Raw genomic sequence first — 17,604 nt, forward strand, 5'->3', positions numbered from 1 at the left:
CTTAGCCAAGTGCGGAAATATCGGCGACGCCAAGGAACAGTCCTCTCAACCGGGCGAGCAAGGCATAGCGGTTGGCGCGTACCGAAGCGTCTTCGGCATTGACCAGTACCGCCTCGAAGAAGGCGTCCACCGGGCCGCGCAGATGCGCCAGGCGCTCGAGCGCCTCGCGATACTGGCGTGCCGCAGCGAGCGGTTGCACGGCCTGTTCGGCCTGTTGCAGCGCCGAATACAGCGAGAACTCGGTGGCATTGTCGAACCAGCGTGGCTCGACGGTTTCCGGCAGCTTCGCTTCGAACTTGCTCAGCAGGTTCGAGACACGCTTGTTGGCCGCTGCCAGCGCTTCTGCTTCCGGTAACGTGCGGAACGCCTGCACCGCCTGCACACGCTGATCGAAATCCAGCGCAGAGCCTGGCTGCACGGCACGTACCGACAGATAGGAAGCGACTTCGATGCCCTCATCTTCATAACGGGCACGCAGGCGATCGAAGATGAACTCCAGTACCTGATCGGCCAATCCGGCCGCTTTCACCTGGCTGCCGAACTGACCAATGGCGAAATTCACCGCCTCCACCAGATCGAGATCCAGTTGCTTCTCGATGAGGATGCGGAGGATGCCCAGCGCCGCACGACGCAGCGCGTAGGGGTCCTTGCTGCCGGTGGGCAGCATGCCAATGCCGAAGATTCCGACCAGCGTGTCCAGCTTGTCCGCCACCGCCAGAATCGCACCCGTACGGGTACTTGGCAGCTCGGCGCCGGCACCACGCGGCATGTACTGTTCGTTCAACGCCAGCGCCACGTCCTGCGGCTCGCCATCGTTGAGCGCGTAGTAGTAACCGGCAATGCCCTGCATTTCCGGGAACTCGCCGACCATTTCGGTAGCCAGGTCGCACTTGCTCAACAGGCCGGCACGGGCAGCCCATTGCGGATTGCCGTCGGTGCGCTCGGCGATGAAAGCGGCGAGCTGCGATACCCGCACGGCCTTGTCGTAAACAGTGCCCAGCTGCGCCTGGAAGACCACGTTCTTCAACCGTTCGTTGAAACTTTCCAGCTTCTGCTTCTTGTCCTGCTTGAAGAAGAATTCGGCGTCGGTGAGGCGCGGGCGCACCACCTTCTCGTTCCCGGCGACGATCTGCGCCGGGTCTTTCGATTCGATGTTGGCCACGGTGATGAAACGCGGCAGCAGCTTGCCGTTGGCATCCAGCAGGCAGAAGTACTTCTGATTGTCCTGCATGGTGGTGATCAGTGCTTCCTGCGGCACTTCCAGGAAGCGTTCCTCGAAGGAGCACACCAGCGGAACCGGCCATTCGACCAGTGCGGCGACCTCATCGAGCAGGGCCGGCGGCACGATGGCGGTGCCGTTCTGCTCGCTTGCCAGCTGCTCGACGCGCTTAGCGATCAGCTCGCGGCGCTCGGCGAAGTCGGCGATCACATGGGCACCGCGCAGGTCTTCGAGGTAGCTGGTCGGCTTGGTGATACGCACCGGCGCCGGATTGTGGAAACGGTGGCCGCGCGATTCGCGTCCAGCGCGCTGCGCGAGAATGGTGCAGTCGATGACCTGATCACCCAGCAGCATCACCAGCCACTGGGTTGGCCGGACGAACTCTTCCTTGCGCGCGGCCCAGCGCATGCGCTTGGGAATCGGCAGCTCGTTCAGCGAGGTTTCGACGATGCTGGGCAACAGCTCGGCGGTCGGCTGGCCGGGGATCGAGCGGCTGTAACGGAGTTTCGGACCGCTGCGGTCGATCTCTGCCAGATCGACACCACACTTGCGGGCGAAGCCCAGCGCGGCCTGGGTCGGTTCACCCTCGGCGTCGAAGGCGGCCTGCAGGGGCGGACCATCGAGGTTGATGCTGCGATCGGGCTGCTCGGTATCGAGCTGCTCGATCAGCACCGCAAGACGTCGCGGCGCGGCGAACGTCTGTACCCGACCATGCTTGAGGCCGGCTTCTTTCAAGCCTTTCTCGATACCAGTGCGGAAGGCATCAGACAACTTGCCCAACGCCTTGGGCGGCAGCTCTTCGGTGCCGAGTTCGACCAAGAAATCCAGTGCGCTCATTCTGCTGCCTCCAGCTTGGCCAGTACTTCATCTCGCAGGTCGGGGGCCGCCATGGGGAAGCCGAGTTTGGCGCGGGCCTGCAGGTAGCTCTGCGCCACCGCACGAGCCAGCGCACGTACACGAAGGATGTACTGCTGACGCGCCGTCACTGAGATGGCGCGGCGGGCATCCAGCAGGTTGAAGGTGTGCGACGCCTTCAACACCATTTCGTAGGTGGGCAGTGGCAGCTCCAGCTCGATCAGCCGGTTGGCTTCCGACTCGTAGAAATCGAACAGCTCGAACAGCTTGTCGACGTTGGCGTGTTCGAAGTTGTAGGTCGATTGCTCCACCTCGTTCTGATGGAACACATCGCCATAGGTGACGGTGCCGAACGGCCCGTCGGTCCAGATCAGGTCGTAGACCGAATCGACGCCCTGCAGGTACATGGCCAGGCGCTCCAAGCCGTAGGTGATCTCGCCGGTCACCGGGTAGCATTCGATGCCACCGACCTGCTGGAAGTAGGTGAACTGGGTGACTTCCATGCCGTTCAGCCAGACTTCCCAGCCCAAGCCCCAGGCGCCCAGTGTCGGCGACTCCCAGTTGTCCTCGACGAAGCGCACGTCATGCACCGAGGTATCCACGCCTATGCGGCGCAGCGACTCCAGGTACAGGTCCTGGATGTTGTCCGGGTTGGGCTTCAGCACTACCTGAAACTGGTAGTAGTGCTGCAGGCGGTTGGGGTTCTCGCCATAACGGCCGTCGGCCGGGCGGCGTGAAGGCTGGACGTAGGCCGCATTCCAGGTCTCGGGACCGACTGCGCGCAGGAAAGTGGCGGTGTGGAAAGTACCGGCGCCCATTTCCATGTCATAGGGTTGCAGGACGACGCAACCCTGCTCCGCCCAGTAACTTTGTAGGGCGAGGATCAGGTCTTGGAAGGTGCGCACGGCAGGCGTAGGCTGGGTCAAAATTTCACCTGTGCTGGCTTCGACAGAAAGCCCCGGAGTATACCCGATAACGGCTCAAACCCGTGGTGGCGCTTGCCTTTGGGTTGGATGCCTGCGGTGACATCCGCACTCTGCTCATGCCGCTTTCGAGGAGTGGAAAAATGCCGCGTTGCGCCTGGTGCACCGATGACGCGCTGTACATCGACTATCACGACAGCGAATGGGGTGTGCCGACCCGTGATCCCCAGGTTCTGTTCGAATTCCTGATCCTCGAAGCCTTTCAGGCCGGGCTGTCGTGGATCACGGTCTTGCGCAAACGTGAGCGGTATCGCCAGGTGCTGTTCGGTTTCGATCCGCAGCGGCTGGCTCAGATGAGCGACGCCGAAATCGACGAACGTATGCTCGACGCGGGCATCATCCGCAACCGACGCAAGCTCGAAGCTGCAAGGCGCAATGCCCAGCGCTGGCTGGAACTGGAAGATCCGGTTGGCTGGTTATGGTCGTTCGTCGGCGGCCGACCTAAGGTCAACCATTTCCGGTCGCGCAGCGAGGTTCCGGCGGTGACGCCTGAAGCCGAGGCCATGAGCCGCGCGCTGAAGAAGGCCGGCTTCAGTTTCGTCGGTCCGACCATCTGCTACGCCTATATGCAGGCCTGCGGCATGGTCATGGATCACACCAGCGATTGCGAGCGCTACCCGATACTCGCCGCCACCTCGGTCGGCGCCTAGTACGGGTAGCCGAACACAGGAAGCAGTTACACTAGCGGCTTTGATTTTTCGGGAGAGATCCTTGGACAAGTTCAAAGGTGCGCTGGTGGTCGGTTTCCTGCGCCTGTTCGCCCTGCTGCCCTGGCGCGCGGTGCAAGGAGTGGGCGGTGCCATCGGCTGGTTGATGTGGAAGTTGCCCAACCGTTCCCGCGAGGTCGCCCGGATCAATCTGGCCAAATGTTTCCCTGAACTGTCTGCCGCCGAACAGGAAGCGCTGTTGGGACGAAGCCTGCAGCAGATCGGCAAAGCCTTTACCGAAAGCGCCTGCGCCTGGATCTGGCCGGCGGACAAGACGTTGCGGCTGGTCAGGCAGGTCGAAGGGCTCGACGTACTGGAACAGGCCTTGGCGTCCGGCAAGGGCGTCGTCGGCATCACCAGCCATCTGGGCAACTGGGAAGTGCTCAATCACTTTTACTGCGCGCAGTGCAAGCCGATCATTTTTTACCGCCCACCGAAGCTCAAGGCCGTCGATGATCTCCTGCAACGCCAGCGTGTGCAGCTGGGCAACAAGGTCGCGCCTTCTACCCGCGAAGGCATCATCAGCGTGATCAAGGAAGTGCGCCGCGGCGGCGCCGTGGGTATTCCTGCCGATCCGGAGCCCAGCGAAGGTTCCGGCGTGTTCGTCCCCTTCCTCGGGACGCAGGCGCTGACCAGCAAATTCGTACCCGGCATGCTCACCGGCGGCAAGGCCATTGGCGTGTTCCTCCATGCGTTGCGTCTGGAGGACGGTTCGGGCTACAAGGTGATCATCGAAGCGGCACCGCCGGCTATGTACGACGAGAATGTCGAAGTCGCGGTCGCGGCCATGAGCGACGTCATCGGGCGCTATGTGCGCACCTGGCCGAGCCAGTACATGTGGACCATGAAGCGCTTCAAGAAGCGCCCGGCCGGCGAGCGTCGCTGGTACTGAAAGCTAACAAAGACAACAGGAACGTCAGATGGCCAACCAGCGACAGCATCCACGTGCGCCCATGAAGTGCCGGATACGCATCACGCATGAGTCCTTTGGCGAGGTGCTCGCCCACACGCGCGACCTGTCCGATGGTGGCGTATACGTCAAACATCCTCAGCTGACCGAGCTGCAGCCCGGCATGATCGTCAGCGGACAGGTGCAGGATCTGCCGATTCCGGCGCCTGTGCTGCAGATGGAAGTGATGCGTGTCGATGCCGAAGGCGTCGGCTTGCGCTTCGTGCAGGACAGCTGAAGCCGAACCTGCCGATTGGATTGGCGGAGCTAAAGGCGTCGCCGGAACTGCACAGCTTGCTGCCGATTCAGGACGCTAGCTGTCGGCCTGCTTGTTCAGCTTGCGCAGAAACACGCCCATCTCCTTTTCCGTCTGTTTGTCGCCGTGTGCTTGCGCCGCGACCACGCCCTGCTCCCAGGCCCGACGCGCGCCGTCGCGGTCACCGCTGGTCTGCAACGCTTTGCCCAATAGTTTCCAGGCCGCGGAATAGTTGGGATCCTGTTCGACGCAGCGCTGTAGATGCGTCGCAGCCTGCGCCGGGTCGCCGGCATCCAGATAACCCTTGCCGAGGCCGAAGCGCAGCATGGGATTGTCCATGCCTTTGGCCAGCATCTTTTCCAGTGATTCGAGCATCTGCGCTCCCCTTGTGAGATCACACGCGACAGAGCCGGCGATCATCGCAGATCGAACCGGCCCTGCCACGGCGTCTAGCTTGCCTGAGTGACCGCGCTGAGAAACTCCTGAGTGCGCGTTTCCTGCGGATTGCCGAACAGCTCTTCCGGCGTGCCCTGCTCGTGGATCCGGCCTTCGTTGAAGAAGCATACGCGGTCGGCGAACTCACGGGCGAAGCCCATCTGGTGAGTGACCATCAGCATGGTCAGGCTATGCGCGTCGCCCAGTCGGCGGATGACGTTGAGCACTTCGCCGCACAGCTCAGGGTCCAGCGCCGACGTCACCTCATCGAACAGCATCACCTTGGGCCGCATCGCCAGCGCTCGGGCAATGGCCACGCGCTGTTGCTGGCCGCCGGACAGCTGCGACGGGTAATGCTCGAGCTTGTCTTCCAGCCCAACCATGGCCAGCAATTCCTCGGCGCGTTCGCGCGCTTCCTTTTTTGACAGGCCCAGCACCTGCACCGGCGCTTCCATCACGTTCTGCCGGGTGCTCATGTGCGGAAACAGATTGAAGCTCTGGAACACCATGCCGACCTTGCCGCGCACTCGGCGCAAGTGCCGGGCGTTGGCTCGGACCAGTTCGCCGTTGGTGCCGGGCATATGCGTCAGCGGCTCGTCATCGACCATGATCACGCCTTCGTCGATGTCCTCCAGCGTCATCAGGGCGCGTAGCAGGGTGGATTTGCCGGACCCGCTGGGGCCGATGATGGCGACCTTTTCGCCGTTGCGCACATCCAGATCGAGATGGTTGAGCACAGTCAGATCACCGTAACGCTTGGACACGTCGCGAAACTGCACCATGATTTCCGGCTCGTTGGCCGCAGCGATCGGGTTCGAGTTTTCGGTGGTTGGCATCACTGCGTTCATCGGGCGAGCTCCATACGGTTTTCCAGACGGCGCACGAACCAGGCGAGGCCGAGACTGAGAATGAGGAAAAACAGACCGACCATGGTGATCGGTTCCAGATAGCGGAAATGCTCCGAGCCGATGTTCTTGGCCCGTTGCATGATTTCCACCACGGTAATTGCGGACAGCACCGGCGTGTCCTTGAGCATCGAGATCAGGTAATTGCCCAGCGCCGGCAGAATGGGCCGCAGGGCCTGTGGCAGGATGATCGTGCGGTAGGCGTTGAGCGGCTTCATGTTCAATGCTGTCACCGCTTCCCATTGCGCACGCGGCACAGCATCGAGCCCGGCACGGTAGACCTCGGCGGTGTAGCAGGCGTAGTGCAGCGCGATGCCGATGATGCCGGCCTGTAGCGCCGAGAGATTGAGACCGTAGTTGGGCAACACGAAGAACAGGAAATACACCTGAATCAGCAGCGGCGTGCTGCGGATGAATTCGATCAGCCCGGTTACCGGCCATGACAGCCAGCGCTGCCGGCTGCGTCGGCCCACGGCGAGAAACAGGCCCAGGACGATAGCAATGGAGAAGCCGGCCAGGGTGATGCCGATGGTCTTCAGCGAGGCGTCGAGCAGCCTGGGCAGAATCTCCAGGGCGAATGCCCAATCGAAGAAATTCATGACAGCCCTCCCCGCACGCGTCCGCGCGCCAGGCGCCGTTCGAGCATGCGCATGGAGAAGTTGATGATCTGCGCAAGAACGAAATACATGACCAGTGCCAGGCCGAAGATTTCCAGCGTCATCAGCGTGGCCTGATCCAGCTGGCGCGCGCGAAATGCCAGATCCGACAGGGTGATCAACGAAACCAGCGAGGTGTTCTTCAGCAGCTCGATCAACAGGTTGGTACCCGGCGGGATCGCCGCCAGCAAGGCCTGCGGCAGGATCACCCGGCGCAAGCGCTGCCAGGCGGTCATATTCAGTGCCTGGCATGCCTCGTACTGCCCTTCGTGCACCGAGCGGATGGCGCCGCGCAACACTTCCGCACCATAGGCGCCAATGTTCAAACCGAGGCCGACGACCGCGACGCTGAAGGCGCTCATGGACAGATTGAACGGCGGCATCGGCAACACGAAATAAAGCCAGAACAGCTGGACCAGCAGCGAGCTGCCGCGAAACACCTCGATATAGGTGATCGCCAGCCATCGTAGCGGTGCGATTGGCGAGAGCCGGCCCAGTGCGCCGATCAGCGCTGCGGCTATGGCCAGCAAGGAGCCCCAGAAGGTGACCTGCACGGTCACCCAGGCGCCTTGCAGCAGAAGGGGAAGTAATTCATTCATCTTGGAATTCCGGTTGGCTCCGGGGTGTTGGAGCTGGGTCGCAGGACACCCGATAAGGCTGGCTGCGTGAGCGGGCTGCGGTCCGGCCGCCGCGTGGCGTCTTGCGTCCGGCGGCGGGAAGCAGGCATGCGTGAATCGGCGCACCGCGATGACGCGCGGCGACCGACCAGAGGCAGAAGCACTAGCGAAGGACTGTTCACCGAGGGAAGTCCGGCGCGGCATCAGCGGCCGCGCCGAATCCATTCAAGCGCTACAGAGCTCTTCGGCAGTCTTGTCGGTGATGTTCGACCGATCGAAGCCGAACGGCTCGACGGTTTTCAGGTGCTCGTCACTGCCCAGCCACTTCTTCAGCTCGGCATTGACCGCATCACGCAGCGCCTTGTCTTCGGGGCGGAATGCCAGGGCACCGTAGCCGGTGTGGGCCGGGTCGTCCTTGAAATCACTGGTGGCTTCGACCTGATCGCCAGCCTTCTCGGCCAGACCCTTCATGGTCAGTTGGGTGCCGATGGCGGCGTCGGCGCGGCCGGTGCGTACGGCCTGCAGTTGCGAAGTGGTGTCGGGCACCTGGACGATCTGAGAATCCTTGATACCAGCTTCGCGTGCGTAGGCGAGGTTGACCGTGCCGGACATGATGGCCAGCTTGGCCTCGGGGTCGTTGGCGATATCGGCGTAGCTGCGCAGATTCTTCGGGTTGCCGGTTTTCACCAGCAGGGTATCGGGCAACTGGTAGTGCGGATCGGTGAACAGCACCTGCTTGCAGCGCTCCGGCGTGATGTACATGCCGGCGGCGATGAGGTCGAAGCGGCTGGCGCGCAGGCCGGGAATCAGCGAGCCCCATTCGGTGAGGACGGGGTTGATGGTCTCAATGCCCATCTGCTGGAAAATCTTTTCGACGATCTCGGGGGACTCGCCGGTGACGCTTCCGTCGGTGGCGGTGTAGGCGAAGGGGGTTTCGTTGGCGTAGCCAATGCGGACGCTACTGCTGTCCTTGATGTCATCCAGGGTATCGGCCTGGACCAGGCTGCTGATGGTCACACTCGCTAGCGCAGTACAACCGACCAGTAGCCGGGCAATGGGTGAGATGCTGAAATTCCTCATGGGGTGTCTCTCCTGTGTTCCTTTGAAATCCGCAAGGCGGATCATTAGCTTTAGGAGGCCGCCGCCAGGGGCGAACGTGGTCAAACCTGTGTTGAATGCGGTTGCCTCGGTTGTTGTTATTGCCATAACCGCAGGTTAACGAAGCGCCGTCATGGGACTTACTGGCTTCGTATCCCTGACTGGAGGATACAAAAGCTGAGCAGTTAACGGAAATGTAGAGGCTATTTGAGCCGATTCGTCACGAATCAGCGTCAAAAAAGCAAAGAGATACCGTCTGGCTTGAATCCAGTCGCTTCTGCGGCGCCAGGCTCGCCCGGCGTCGGTGAAAAGGTGGCAGCAATCTGCCAGATCAGAAAAAGGTGAGGCCCGCCTGGAACAGCCGCTCCACGTCGCGAATGTGCTTCTTGTCGGCGAGGAACAGAATCACGTGGTCGCCCGACTCGATGACGGTGTCGTCATGGGCGATCAGCACCTGCTCGGCGCGAATCACCGCTCCGATGGTGGAGCCCGGCGGCAATGTAATCTTGCCGATGGCGCGACCGACGACCTTGCTCGAACGCGAGTCGCCATGGGCTATCACTTCGATCGCCTCCGCCGCGCCCCGGCGCAGCGAGTGGGCACTGACGATATCGCCGCGGCGTACGTGCGTCAGCAGCGTGCCGATGGTGGCCAGCTGGGGGCTGATGGCGATGTCGATCTCGCCACCCTGCACCAGATCCACGTAAGCCGGGTTGTTGATGATGCACATCACCTTGCGCGCGCCCAGGCGCTTGGCCAGTAGCGACGACATGATGTTGGCCTCGTCGTCGTTGGTTAGCGCCAGGAACACATCGGCGTCGTTTATGTTCTCCTCCACCAGTAGATCGCGGTCCGAGGCGCTGCCCTGGAGGATGATGGTGCTGTCGAGGGTGTCCGAGAGGTAGCGGCAGCGCGCCGGATTCATCTCGATGATTTTCACCTGATAACGGCTTTCGATTGCCTCGGCGAGGCGCTCGCCGATGTGTCCACCGCCAGCGATGACGATGCGGCGGTAGGAATCGTCGAGTCGGCGCATTTCGCTCATCACCGCGCGGATATGAGCACGCGCTGCAATGAAGAAGACCTCGTCGTCGGCCTCGATGACCGTATCGCCCGTCGGCAGGATCGCCTGGTTGCGACGGAAGATCGCCGCTACCCGTGTGTCGACGTTGGGCATGTGCTTGCGAATCTGGCGCAGCTCTTGGCCCACCAGCGGCCCGCCATAGTAGGCGCGCACCGCGACCAGCTGGGCTTTGCCACCGGCAAAGTCGATCACCTGCAGCGAACCGGGATGCTCGATCAGGCGCTTGATGTAGTTGGTGACCACCTGCTCGGGGCTGATCAGCACGTCGACCGGTATCGCCTCGTTGCTGAACAGATTGGAGCGGGTGAGGTATACGGACTCACGTACTCGGGCGATCTTCGTCGGCGTATGGAACAGCGTGTAGGCAACCTGACAGGCAACCATGTTGGTTTCATCGCTGTTGGTCACCGCCACCAGCATGTCGGCGTCGTCCGCACCGGCCTGCCGCAGCACGGTCGGAAACGAACCTCGGCCGACCACGGTGCGAATGTCCAGGCGATCACCGAGATCGCGCAGGCGATCAGGATCGGTGTCGACCACGGTGATATCGTTGGCTTCACTGGCGAGGTTTTCGGCCAGCGTACCGCCCACTTGCCCCGCACCGAGAATGATGATTTTCACGAAGTCGCTCCTGAAGGGCAGCTTTCAACGCCCATTATTGGCCAAACTTGTCGATTGCCTGTCGGTGGGTTGAAGCGGAGCGCCGCCCGGCACAAAGCCGTAGGGTGGGCTTCAGCCCACCGATGTCCCCGGCCTGTCTCATTGAGACACGCTGGCCGTGGGTTGGGCCGCGATCTTCATCAGTTTGGCGTAATAGAAGCCGTCATGGCCGTTCTCCTGCGGCAGCAGCTGACGGCCATGAGACTGCTCGACACCGAAACCTTTCGGCAGATCCAGCTGGCGCGCGCCAGGCATGCGTGCCAGGAAGGCCTCGATCACCTCGCGATTCTCGGTCGGCAACACCGAGCAGGTGGCGTACAGCAGCACACCGCCGACCGCCAGGGTCGGCCAGAGCGCATCGAGCATTTCGCCCTGCAGCGCGGCCAGCGGCGCGATGTCATCGACCTGGCGGGCCAGTTTGATGTCTGGATGACGGCGAATCACGCCGGTCGCCGAACAGGGCGCGTCGAGCAGAATGCGCTGGAACGGACGACCGTCCCACCATTGATCCGTCGCACGCGCATCGGCGGCAACCAGCTGTGCCTGCAGTTGCAGGCGGTCGAGATTTTCCTGCACTCGCTGCAGCCGCTTAGGCTCCAGGTCCAGCGCGACGACTTCCGCCAGCTTGGGCTCGCGTTCGAGAATATGGCAGGTCTTGCCACCCGGCGCGCAGCAGGCGTCCAGCACGCGCTGGTCGGGCGCCAGATCGAGCAGGGACGCCGCCAGCTGCGCTGCTTCGTCCTGCACGCTGACACGCCCTTCGGCAAAGCCCGGCAACAGATTGACGTCGCAGGCCTCAGCCAGGCGGATACCGTCCTCGCTGTGGCTGCAGGGGAAGGCTTCGATACCGGCCGTCTGCAGCTCGGCGAGATAGTCATCGCGCCCGGTCTGACGGCGGTTGACCCGCAGCATCATCGGCGGATGAATGTTGTTCGCGGTGCAGATCGCCTCCCAGTGTTCCGGCCAGTGTGCCTTCAGCGATTTCTGCAGCCAGCGCGGATGGGCGAAACGGATCACCGGATCACGCTCCAGTTCGGCGAACAGCGCTTCACCTTCGCGTTGGGCATTGCGCAGCACGGCGTTGAGCAGGCCCTTGGCCCATGGCTTTTTCAACTTATCCGCGCAGCCGACGGTTTCGCCGATGGCGGCGTGCGGCGGTATGCGGGTGTAGAACAGCTGATACAGGCCGATCAGCAATAGCGCTTCGACGTCTCGATCGGCGGCCTTGAATGGCTTCTGCAGCAGGCGTTCGGCAAGGCCGGCCAGACGCGGTTGCCACCGTGCAGCGCCGAACGCCAGCTCCTGGGTCAGGCCGCGGTCGCGGGCGTCGACCTTGCTCAACACATCGGGCAGGCTGCTGTTCAGCGAGGCTTTGCCGGCCAGTACCACACCGAGCGCACGGGCCGCGGCGAGGCGCGGGTTCATCGACATTATTCGAACACCTTGCCCGGCGCGAATTGCTCACGCCGGCTGTTGTACAGATCGCTGAAACCAAGCGGCTTGCCGCCTGGTAGTTGCAGACGCGTAATCAACAACGAGCCTGCACCGCACGCGACCTGCAGACCGTCCTTGCCGGCACCGATGATCTGGCCCGGCTCACCCTGCCCGTCCGCCAGACGTGCGGCGTGAATCTTCACGGCGGCTTCGTCCAGGCTGCTGTGACAGATCGGCCAGGGATGGAAGGCGCGGATCAGACGTTCCAGCTCGACGGCCGGGCGGCTCCAGTCGAGGCGCGCTTCATCCTTGTTCAGCTTGTGCGCATAAGTCGCCAGGCTGTCGTCCTGCACTTCGCCTTTCAGCGAGCCGGCTTCCAGCGCCGTGACCCCTTCGACCACTGCGCGCGAGCCGAGCTCGGCAAGGCGGTCATGGAGGCTGCCGCCGGTGTCGTCAGCTGTGATCGGTGTGCTGACCTTGAGCAGCATCGGTCCGGTATCCAGACCGGCTTCCATCTGCATCACCGTGACCCCAGATTCGGCATCGCCGGCCTCGACGGCGCGCTGAATCGGCGCCGCACCTCGCCAGCGTGGCAGCAACGAGGCATGGCTGTTGATACAACCCAGGCGCGGCATATCCAGCACCGCCTGCGGCAGGATCAAGCCATAGGCGACCACCACCATCAGGTCGGCCTGCAGTCCCGCCAGTTCCGCTTGAGCTGCCGGGTCGCGCAGAGTCTGCGGCTGATATACGGCAATGCCGTGCTGCAGCGCGAGCTGCTTGACCGGGCTGGGCATCAGCTTCTGCCCGCGACCTGCAGGCCGATCCGGCTGGGTGTAAACCGCCACCACTTGCCTATTGGCGTCGAGCAGAGCCTGCAGGTGCTGGGCGGCGAATTCCGGCGTTCCGGCAAAAACGATGCGCATCTAAAACACTCGTCAATAAAAAAGGCTTGCTGCTGCAAGCCTTTGGTGTCGGGAATCAAGCCTGCTGACGGTGGATCTTTTCCAGCTTCTTCTTGATCCGGTCGCGCTTGAGATTGGATAGATAGTCAACGAACAACTTGCCGTTGAGGTGATCGCACTCGTGCTGGATGCACACCGCGAGCAGGCCTTCAGCGATCAGTTCGTAGGGTTGGCCGTCGCGGTCCAGCGCCTTGACCTTGACCTTCTGCGGGCGGTCGACGTTCTCGTAGAAACCCGGCACGGACAGGCAACCTTCCTGGTATTGCTCCATCTCATCGGTGAGAAACTCGAACTCAGGGTTGATGAAAACCCGCGGCTCGGACTTGTCCTCGGACAGGTCCATGACCACCACGCGCTTGTGCACGTTGACCTGCGTCGCTGCCAGGCCAATGCCCGGCGCGTCGTACATGGTCTCGAACATGTCGTCGATCAGCTGACGAATGCCGTCGTCGACCACGTCCACCGGTTTGGCGATGGTGCGCAGGCGTGGATCGGGAAACTCAAGGATGTTCAGGATTGCCATATGCGTTTGTGATGCACTTATGGAATAAAGTGAAAAGCCGCTGCTAAGATGCCGGGCAGCTTGTAAACGGCTTAACGCCGCTTTCCACAAGGGTTTCTGCGGCGCTAGGGCGCTTTACGTGAAGGCACATCATAAAGGGATTCACCACATGAGGAAATCACTACTCGCCCTGCTGCTGGTGGCGGTTGGCGGCATGGCGCAGGCCGCTGTGCAGCTCAAGGATAATCATCCGGAGCAGTACACCGTAGTGAAAGGCGACACCCTCTGGGATATTTCCGGTCGCTTCCTCAGCGAACCCTGGAAATGGCCGGAACTCTGGCATGCCAATCCCCAGGTGGAAAATCCGCATCTGATCTATCCCGGCGACAGCCTGAGCCTGGTTTACATCGACGGCCAGCCCCGCATCATGCTCAACCGCGGCGCATCGCGTGGGACCATCAAGCTCTCCCCCACCGTACGCACGACACCCATGGCTGAAGCCATCAGCACCATCCCGCTGGAAGCCATCAACAGTTTTCTGTTGAGCAACCGCATCGTCGATAGCGCTGCCGAATTCGAAGCCGCGCCCTATATCGTCGCCGGCAACGCCGAACGTGTCATCAGCGGTTCCGGCGACCGCGTCTACGGGCGTGGCGAGTTCCAGGACGATATCGCCATCTACGGCATCTTCCGTCAGGGCAAGACCTACGCGGATCCTGACACCGGTGAGTTCCTTGGCATCAATGCCGACGACGTCGGCACCGCCGAACGTATCGACATGGAAGGTGACATCGCGACCATGATGCTCACGCGTGTTACCCAGGAGGCACGCATCGGTGACCGCATGTTCCCCAGCGAAGAGCGCGCGGTGAACTCGACCTTCATGCCGAGCGAGCCGGAAGAAGAAGTCAACGGCGTGATTCTCGACGTGCCGCGCGGCGTGACGCAGATCGGTCAGTTCGATGTGGTCACCCTGAACAAGGGCGCGCGTGACGGGCTGAGCATCGGCAACGTACTGGCGGTATACAAGACCGGCGAAACCGTACGCGACCGGGTCACCGGCGAAAACGTCAAGATTCCGGATGAGCGCTCGGGCTTGCTGATGGTCTTCCGCACTTACGACAAGCTCAGCTACGGTCTGGTGCTGCAAGCGACCCGCTCGCTGTCGGTGATGGATAAGGTCCGTAATCCCTGATTTCCCCAGCTCGCGGATGCGGCAAGCTGTTCACTTAAGTAAGTTCGCCCCGAGGTCGGGCCTCCTACGAAGTAGCAGGTGCTACCCGTTCCAGTGGGAGGCGCGACCTCGCGGCGAATGCAGGCCGCAGGCCTGTCCGAAACGTAGGCGTGTCTGAGTCGACAGCGCTTAAGTGAACAGCGTTACGCCGATGCGGGGCTTTTTCTGCTGATCGACACCGTATGGATGCGGTGCGCCAAGACAAGGAATGTTTACGTGCCTGCGATTTCCCCTGCCGAGCTCGAAGCCCGCCTACGCCTGCATCTGCTGCCGGAGCTCGGCCCACGGCGCCTGCAAAAACTGCTCAGCGCTTTTCCCGACGCCTCTTCCGCGCTCAGTGCACCGGCAACCGCCTGGCGTGCCCTGGGCTTGCCGGCCAGCTGTGCCGAACCCAGGCGCAGCCCGGCGATACGCGAGCGAGCCGCTGCGGCCCTGAATTGGCTTGAGCAGCCAGGCCATCAGCTGCTGATGTGGGACGATCCCGCCTACCCTGCGCTGCTGGCAGAACTGCCGGACGCACCGCCGCTATTGTTCGTCGACGGCGACCCAAGTCTGCTGGAGCGCCCGCAACTGGCGATGGTCGGCAGCCGCCGCGCTTCGCGTCCCGGGCTGGATAACGCCACGGCGTTTGCCCGAAGCCTGGCGAACGGCGGGTTCGTGATCACCAGCGGCATGGCGCTCGGAATCGATGGCGCGGCGCACCAGGGCGCGCTGGATGTCGGCGGCAAAACCGTGGCGGTGCTGGGTACCGGCTTGCAGCATCTCTATCCGCGCCGCCACATCGGTCTCGCCGCGCGTATTGTCGAAGCGGGCGGCGCACTGGTTTCAGAATTGCCGCTGGACTGCGCGCCCCACGCCTCCAATTTTCCGCGTCGCAATCGAATCATCAGCGGACTGTCTTTGGGTGTCCTGGTAGTCGAGGCCAGCCCCTCCAGCGGTTCGCTGATTACCGCCCGGCTCGCGGCCGAGCAGGGACGCGAGGTCTATGCCATCCCCGGCTCGATTCATCATCCAGGCGCCCGCGGCTGCCATCAGCTGATCCGCCAGGGCGCGGCGTTGGTGGAAAGCGTCGACGACATCCTTCAGGCACTCCGGGGCTGGCAGCAGACGGTTCCTGCCAGCCAGCTGCAACCCGATCGACCGGCTCATCCCCTGCTCGATCAGCTACACGCCGCGCCGATGACCAGCGAGACCCTAGCCGGTGCGGTCGTGCAACCGTTGGCACAGGTTCTGGCGGAACTGACCGAGCTAGAAATCGAAGGGCTGGTCGCCTGCGAAAACGGTTTCTGGATCGCGCGAGTCGGCTGAGTACAGCTGTTTCGCCACATGCGCTTGGGTACACTGCGCGGATCAAGCAGCGGAGGTAGCGATGGTCGGTAACTGGCGTGTGCAGCGAGCGGCTCGGGTGGTCAGAAACGGCGGTGTCATCGCCTATCCGACCGAAGCAGTTTGGGGGCTGGGCTGCGATCCCTGGAATAGCGATGCGGTGCACCGGTTGCTGGCGCTGAAGGATCGTCCGGTGGAAAAGGGTTTGATTCTGGTGGCTGACCGCATCGAGCAGTTCGATTTTCTTCTGGAAGACCTGCCCGAGCGCTGGCTGGATCGCCTGGCGGGCAGTTGGCCGGGGCCCAATACCTGGCTGATACCGCACCAGCAGCGCCTACCCGAGTGGATTACCGGCAAACATGACAGCGTGGCCTTGCGCGTTAGCGATCATCCACTGGTCGCGCGGCTTTGCGAGCTGACGGGTCCGCTGGTGTCCACCTCGGCAAATCCCGCCGGCCGCCCATCGGCCCGTACACGTTTGCGCGTCGAGCAGTATTTTCCGCGCCAGCTCGACGCAGTGCTCGGTGGCCGCCTGGGTGGGCGACGCAATCCCAGCACCATCCGGGATGTGCGTAGCGGAGAAGTCATACGGGCAAGTTAGGTTAGAGAATTCGGCAGAGCCGTAGGGCCGAATTTGTTCGGCCTTCCATCCGCAGCCGAATGAATTCGGCCCTGCAGACTACGGCTACGGCAACAGAATCGTCGACCCCGTGGTGCGTCCCTCGGCCAGCAGCCGCTGCGCTTCGGCCGCTTCACTGAGCGCAAAGCGCTGGCCGATCTCCACCTTGATCTTGCCGCTGGCGATCATTTCGAACAGCTCGGCCGCCATTGCCTGCAACCGTGGCGCCGTGTCCGCGTAGCCGGCCAGGATCGGTCGGGTAACGAACAGCGAGCCCTTCTGCGCCAGCACGCCGAGGTTGACGCCAGTCACCGCGCCCGAGGCATTGCCGAAGCTGACCAGCAGCCCGCGCGGCGCGACGCAATCGAGCGAAACTTCCCAGCTGCTCTTGCCCACCGAGTCGTAGACCACCGGACATTTCTGGCCATCGGTCAGCTCCATGACTCGCTGCACCACGTCCTCGCGGGTGCGGTCGATGGTGGCCCAGGCGCCCAGCGCCTTGGCGCGTTCGGCCTTTTCCGCCGAACCGACCACGCCGATCAGCCGTGCGCCCAATGCGTTCGCCCACTGGCAGGCAATCGAGCCGACGCCACCGGCCGCCGCGTGGAACAGAATGGTTTCGCCTGCCTGCAGCGGATGCACCTGACGCAGCAGATATTGCGTGGTCAGGCCCTTGAGCATTACCGCGGCCGCCTGCTCGAAGCTGATCGCTTCCGGTAAGTTCACCAGATGCCGTGCCGGCAGCACATGATGCTCGCCGTAGGCACCCAAAGGACCGGTGGCGTAGGCGACGCGATCACCAACCTGCCATTGATCGACGCCCTCGCCCACCGCCTCGATCACTCCTGCACCTTCGGTTCCCAGCCCCGAGGGCAGGCTCGGCGGCGCGTACAAGCCGCTGCGGAAATAGGTGTCGATGAAATTCAGGCCAATGGCGTGGTTGCGCACGCGAACCTCACCGGCGGCGGGGACGGGAACCTCGACCTTGACCTGTTCGAGAACCTCGGGACCACCGTGCTGGCTGAACTGGATACGCTGCGACATGAAAGTCTCCTGGCGGGCATAAAGGAGGCTATCCAACCCCTCCGGCGGGCTTTCGT

At 62.7% G+C, this 17,604-nt stretch carries 18 protein-coding genes; 6 read left to right on the plus strand and 12 right to left on the minus strand.

What is annotated here, in order from left to right; all coding sequences use genetic code 11:
• Position 1: 1 nt before the first annotated feature.
• Both glyS and glyQ read right to left on the minus strand, forming a co-directional pair.
• A complete protein-coding gene (gene glyS, locus GYM54_RS14040) occupies positions 2-2,056 on the minus strand; it encodes a glycine--tRNA ligase subunit beta (protein WP_181099147.1) in 2,055 nt (684 codons plus the stop codon).
• The gene (gene glyQ, locus GYM54_RS14045) at positions 2,053-3,000 is read right to left on the minus strand and encodes a glycine--tRNA ligase subunit alpha (protein ID WP_131649157.1); all 948 of its coding nucleotides are present in this window, start codon (positions 2,998-3,000) and stop codon (positions 2,053-2,055) included. Before glyQ ends, glyS begins: the two co-directional genes overlap by 4 nt.
• A 140-nt stretch (positions 3,001-3,140) precedes the next feature.
• Here glyQ and GYM54_RS14050 point away from each other — a divergent pair, with 140 nt between their 5' ends.
• From GYM54_RS14050 to GYM54_RS14060, 3 genes are all read left to right on the plus strand, one after another.
• Positions 3,141-3,707 carry a DNA-3-methyladenine glycosylase I gene (locus GYM54_RS14050; RefSeq protein ID WP_197444791.1) on the plus strand — a complete coding sequence of 189 codons (567 nt, stop codon included), beginning with the start codon at positions 3,141-3,143 and terminating at the stop codon, positions 3,705-3,707.
• A gap of 61 nt (positions 3,708-3,768) precedes the next feature.
• Entirely contained in the window at positions 3,769-4,656 is an 888-nt protein-coding gene (locus GYM54_RS14055) for a lysophospholipid acyltransferase (RefSeq protein WP_181099151.1), read from the plus strand.
• A 28-nt stretch (positions 4,657-4,684) separates the two neighbouring features.
• Entirely contained in the window at positions 4,685-4,951 is a 267-nt protein-coding gene (locus GYM54_RS14060; RefSeq protein WP_181099152.1) for a PilZ domain-containing protein, read from the plus strand.
• A 75-nt stretch (positions 4,952-5,026) separates the two neighbouring features.
• Here GYM54_RS14060 and GYM54_RS14065 read toward each other — a convergent pair whose 3' ends face one another.
• The 9 genes from GYM54_RS14065 to def form a co-directional block, all read right to left on the minus strand.
• Positions 5,027-5,344, minus strand: a complete 318-nt coding sequence (locus GYM54_RS14065) for a tetratricopeptide repeat protein (RefSeq protein WP_181099153.1) — start codon at positions 5,342-5,344, stop codon at positions 5,027-5,029.
• A gap of 74 nt (positions 5,345-5,418) precedes the next feature.
• The gene (gene ehuA, locus GYM54_RS14070) at positions 5,419-6,252 is read right to left on the minus strand and encodes an ectoine/hydroxyectoine ABC transporter ATP-binding protein EhuA (protein WP_131649162.1); all 834 of its coding nucleotides are present in this window, start codon (positions 6,250-6,252) and stop codon (positions 5,419-5,421) included.
• A complete protein-coding gene (ehuD, locus tag GYM54_RS14075) occupies positions 6,249-6,908 on the minus strand; it encodes an ectoine/hydroxyectoine ABC transporter permease subunit EhuD (protein WP_131649163.1) in 660 nt (219 codons plus the stop codon). Before ehuD ends, ehuA begins: the two co-directional genes overlap by 4 nt.
• The gene (gene ehuC, locus GYM54_RS14080) at positions 6,905-7,564 is read right to left on the minus strand and encodes an ectoine/hydroxyectoine ABC transporter permease subunit EhuC (RefSeq protein WP_131649164.1); all 660 of its coding nucleotides are present in this window, start codon (positions 7,562-7,564) and stop codon (positions 6,905-6,907) included. Before ehuC ends, ehuD begins: the two co-directional genes overlap by 4 nt.
• A gap of 243 nt (positions 7,565-7,807) precedes the next feature.
• Positions 7,808-8,662, minus strand: coding sequence for an ectoine/hydroxyectoine ABC transporter substrate-binding protein EhuB (gene ehuB / locus GYM54_RS14085; RefSeq protein ID WP_181099154.1), 855 nt, complete (start codon positions 8,660-8,662; stop codon positions 7,808-7,810).
• A 349-nt stretch (positions 8,663-9,011) separates the two neighbouring features.
• Positions 9,012-10,385, minus strand: coding sequence for a Trk system potassium transporter TrkA (trkA, locus tag GYM54_RS14090; protein ID WP_131649166.1), 1,374 nt, complete (start codon positions 10,383-10,385; stop codon positions 9,012-9,014).
• Positions 10,386-10,523: 138 nt separating this feature from the next.
• Complete coding sequence (gene rsmB / locus GYM54_RS14095) at positions 10,524-11,849, minus strand: 16S rRNA (cytosine(967)-C(5))-methyltransferase RsmB (protein ID WP_181100192.1); 1,326 nt, start codon at positions 11,847-11,849, stop codon at positions 10,524-10,526.
• A 5-nt stretch (positions 11,850-11,854) separates the two neighbouring features.
• Positions 11,855-12,784: a methionyl-tRNA formyltransferase gene (fmt, locus tag GYM54_RS14100; protein WP_181099155.1), complete on the minus strand. Its 930-nt coding sequence runs from the start codon at positions 12,782-12,784 to the stop codon at positions 11,855-11,857.
• 55 nt (positions 12,785-12,839) lie between these two features.
• A complete protein-coding gene (gene def, locus GYM54_RS14105) occupies positions 12,840-13,346 on the minus strand; it encodes a peptide deformylase (RefSeq protein WP_168426000.1) in 507 nt (168 codons plus the stop codon).
• 148 nt (positions 13,347-13,494) lie between these two features.
• On the opposite strand from def, the gene GYM54_RS14110 reads away from it, so the two are divergent.
• The 3 genes from GYM54_RS14110 (at position 13,495) to GYM54_RS14120 (ending at position 16,486) form a co-directional block, all read left to right on the plus strand.
• Positions 13,495-14,520: a LysM peptidoglycan-binding domain-containing protein gene (locus GYM54_RS14110; protein WP_131649169.1), complete on the plus strand. Its 1,026-nt coding sequence runs from the start codon at positions 13,495-13,497 to the stop codon at positions 14,518-14,520.
• A 255-nt stretch (positions 14,521-14,775) separates the two neighbouring features.
• Positions 14,776-15,867 carry a DNA-processing protein DprA gene (gene dprA, locus GYM54_RS14115; RefSeq protein WP_181099161.1) on the plus strand — a complete coding sequence of 364 codons (1,092 nt, stop codon included), beginning with the start codon at positions 14,776-14,778 and terminating at the stop codon, positions 15,865-15,867.
• A 61-nt stretch (positions 15,868-15,928) separates the two neighbouring features.
• Entirely contained in the window at positions 15,929-16,486 is a 558-nt protein-coding gene (locus GYM54_RS14120; protein ID WP_181099163.1) for an L-threonylcarbamoyladenylate synthase, read from the plus strand.
• Between the two features lie 84 nt (positions 16,487-16,570).
• Here GYM54_RS14120 and GYM54_RS14125 read toward each other — a convergent pair whose 3' ends face one another.
• Entirely contained in the window at positions 16,571-17,548 is a 978-nt protein-coding gene (locus tag GYM54_RS14125; protein WP_181099165.1) for a quinone oxidoreductase, read from the minus strand.
• Positions 17,549-17,604 lie beyond the last annotated feature (56 nt).

This window comes from Pseudomonas sp. MTM4, assembly GCF_019355055.1.
GTDB lineage: Bacteria > Pseudomonadota > Gammaproteobacteria > Pseudomonadales > Pseudomonadaceae > Stutzerimonas.

Excerpts from the sequence above, each read along its gene's own strand:
- def (WP_168426000.1), bottom strand. The coding sequence starts at position 13,346 with ATGGCAATCCTGAACATCCTTGAGTTTCCCGATCCACGCCTGCGCACC.
- GYM54_RS14050 (WP_197444791.1), top strand. The coding sequence starts at position 3,141 with ATGCCGCGTTGCGCCTGGTGCACCGATGACGCGCTGTACATCGACTAT.
- rsmB (WP_181100192.1), bottom strand. The coding sequence starts at position 11,849 with ATGAACCCGCGCCTCGCCGCGGCCCGTGCGCTCGGTGTGGTACTGGCC.
- GYM54_RS14125 (WP_181099165.1), bottom strand. The coding sequence starts at position 17,548 with ATGTCGCAGCGTATCCAGTTCAGCCAGCACGGTGGTCCCGAGGTTCTC.
- fmt (WP_181099155.1), bottom strand. The coding sequence starts at position 12,784 with ATGCGCATCGTTTTTGCCGGAACGCCGGAATTCGCCGCCCAGCACCTG.
- ehuC (WP_131649164.1), bottom strand. The coding sequence starts at position 7,564 with ATGAATGAATTACTTCCCCTTCTGCTGCAAGGCGCCTGGGTGACCGTG.
- glyS (WP_181099147.1), bottom strand. The coding sequence starts at position 2,056 with ATGAGCGCACTGGATTTCTTGGTCGAACTCGGCACCGAAGAGCTGCCG.
- ehuA (WP_131649162.1), bottom strand. The coding sequence starts at position 6,252 with ATGAACGCAGTGATGCCAACCACCGAAAACTCGAACCCGATCGCTGCG.
- GYM54_RS14065 (WP_181099153.1), bottom strand. The coding sequence starts at position 5,344 with ATGCTCGAATCACTGGAAAAGATGCTGGCCAAAGGCATGGACAATCCC.
- ehuB (WP_181099154.1), bottom strand. The coding sequence starts at position 8,662 with ATGAGGAATTTCAGCATCTCACCCATTGCCCGGCTACTGGTCGGTTGT.
- GYM54_RS14120 (WP_181099163.1), top strand. The coding sequence starts at position 15,929 with ATGGTCGGTAACTGGCGTGTGCAGCGAGCGGCTCGGGTGGTCAGAAAC.
- ehuD (WP_131649163.1), bottom strand. The coding sequence starts at position 6,908 with ATGAATTTCTTCGATTGGGCATTCGCCCTGGAGATTCTGCCCAGGCTG.
- GYM54_RS14060 (WP_181099152.1), top strand. The coding sequence starts at position 4,685 with ATGGCCAACCAGCGACAGCATCCACGTGCGCCCATGAAGTGCCGGATA.
- GYM54_RS14110 (WP_131649169.1), top strand. The coding sequence starts at position 13,495 with ATGAGGAAATCACTACTCGCCCTGCTGCTGGTGGCGGTTGGCGGCATG.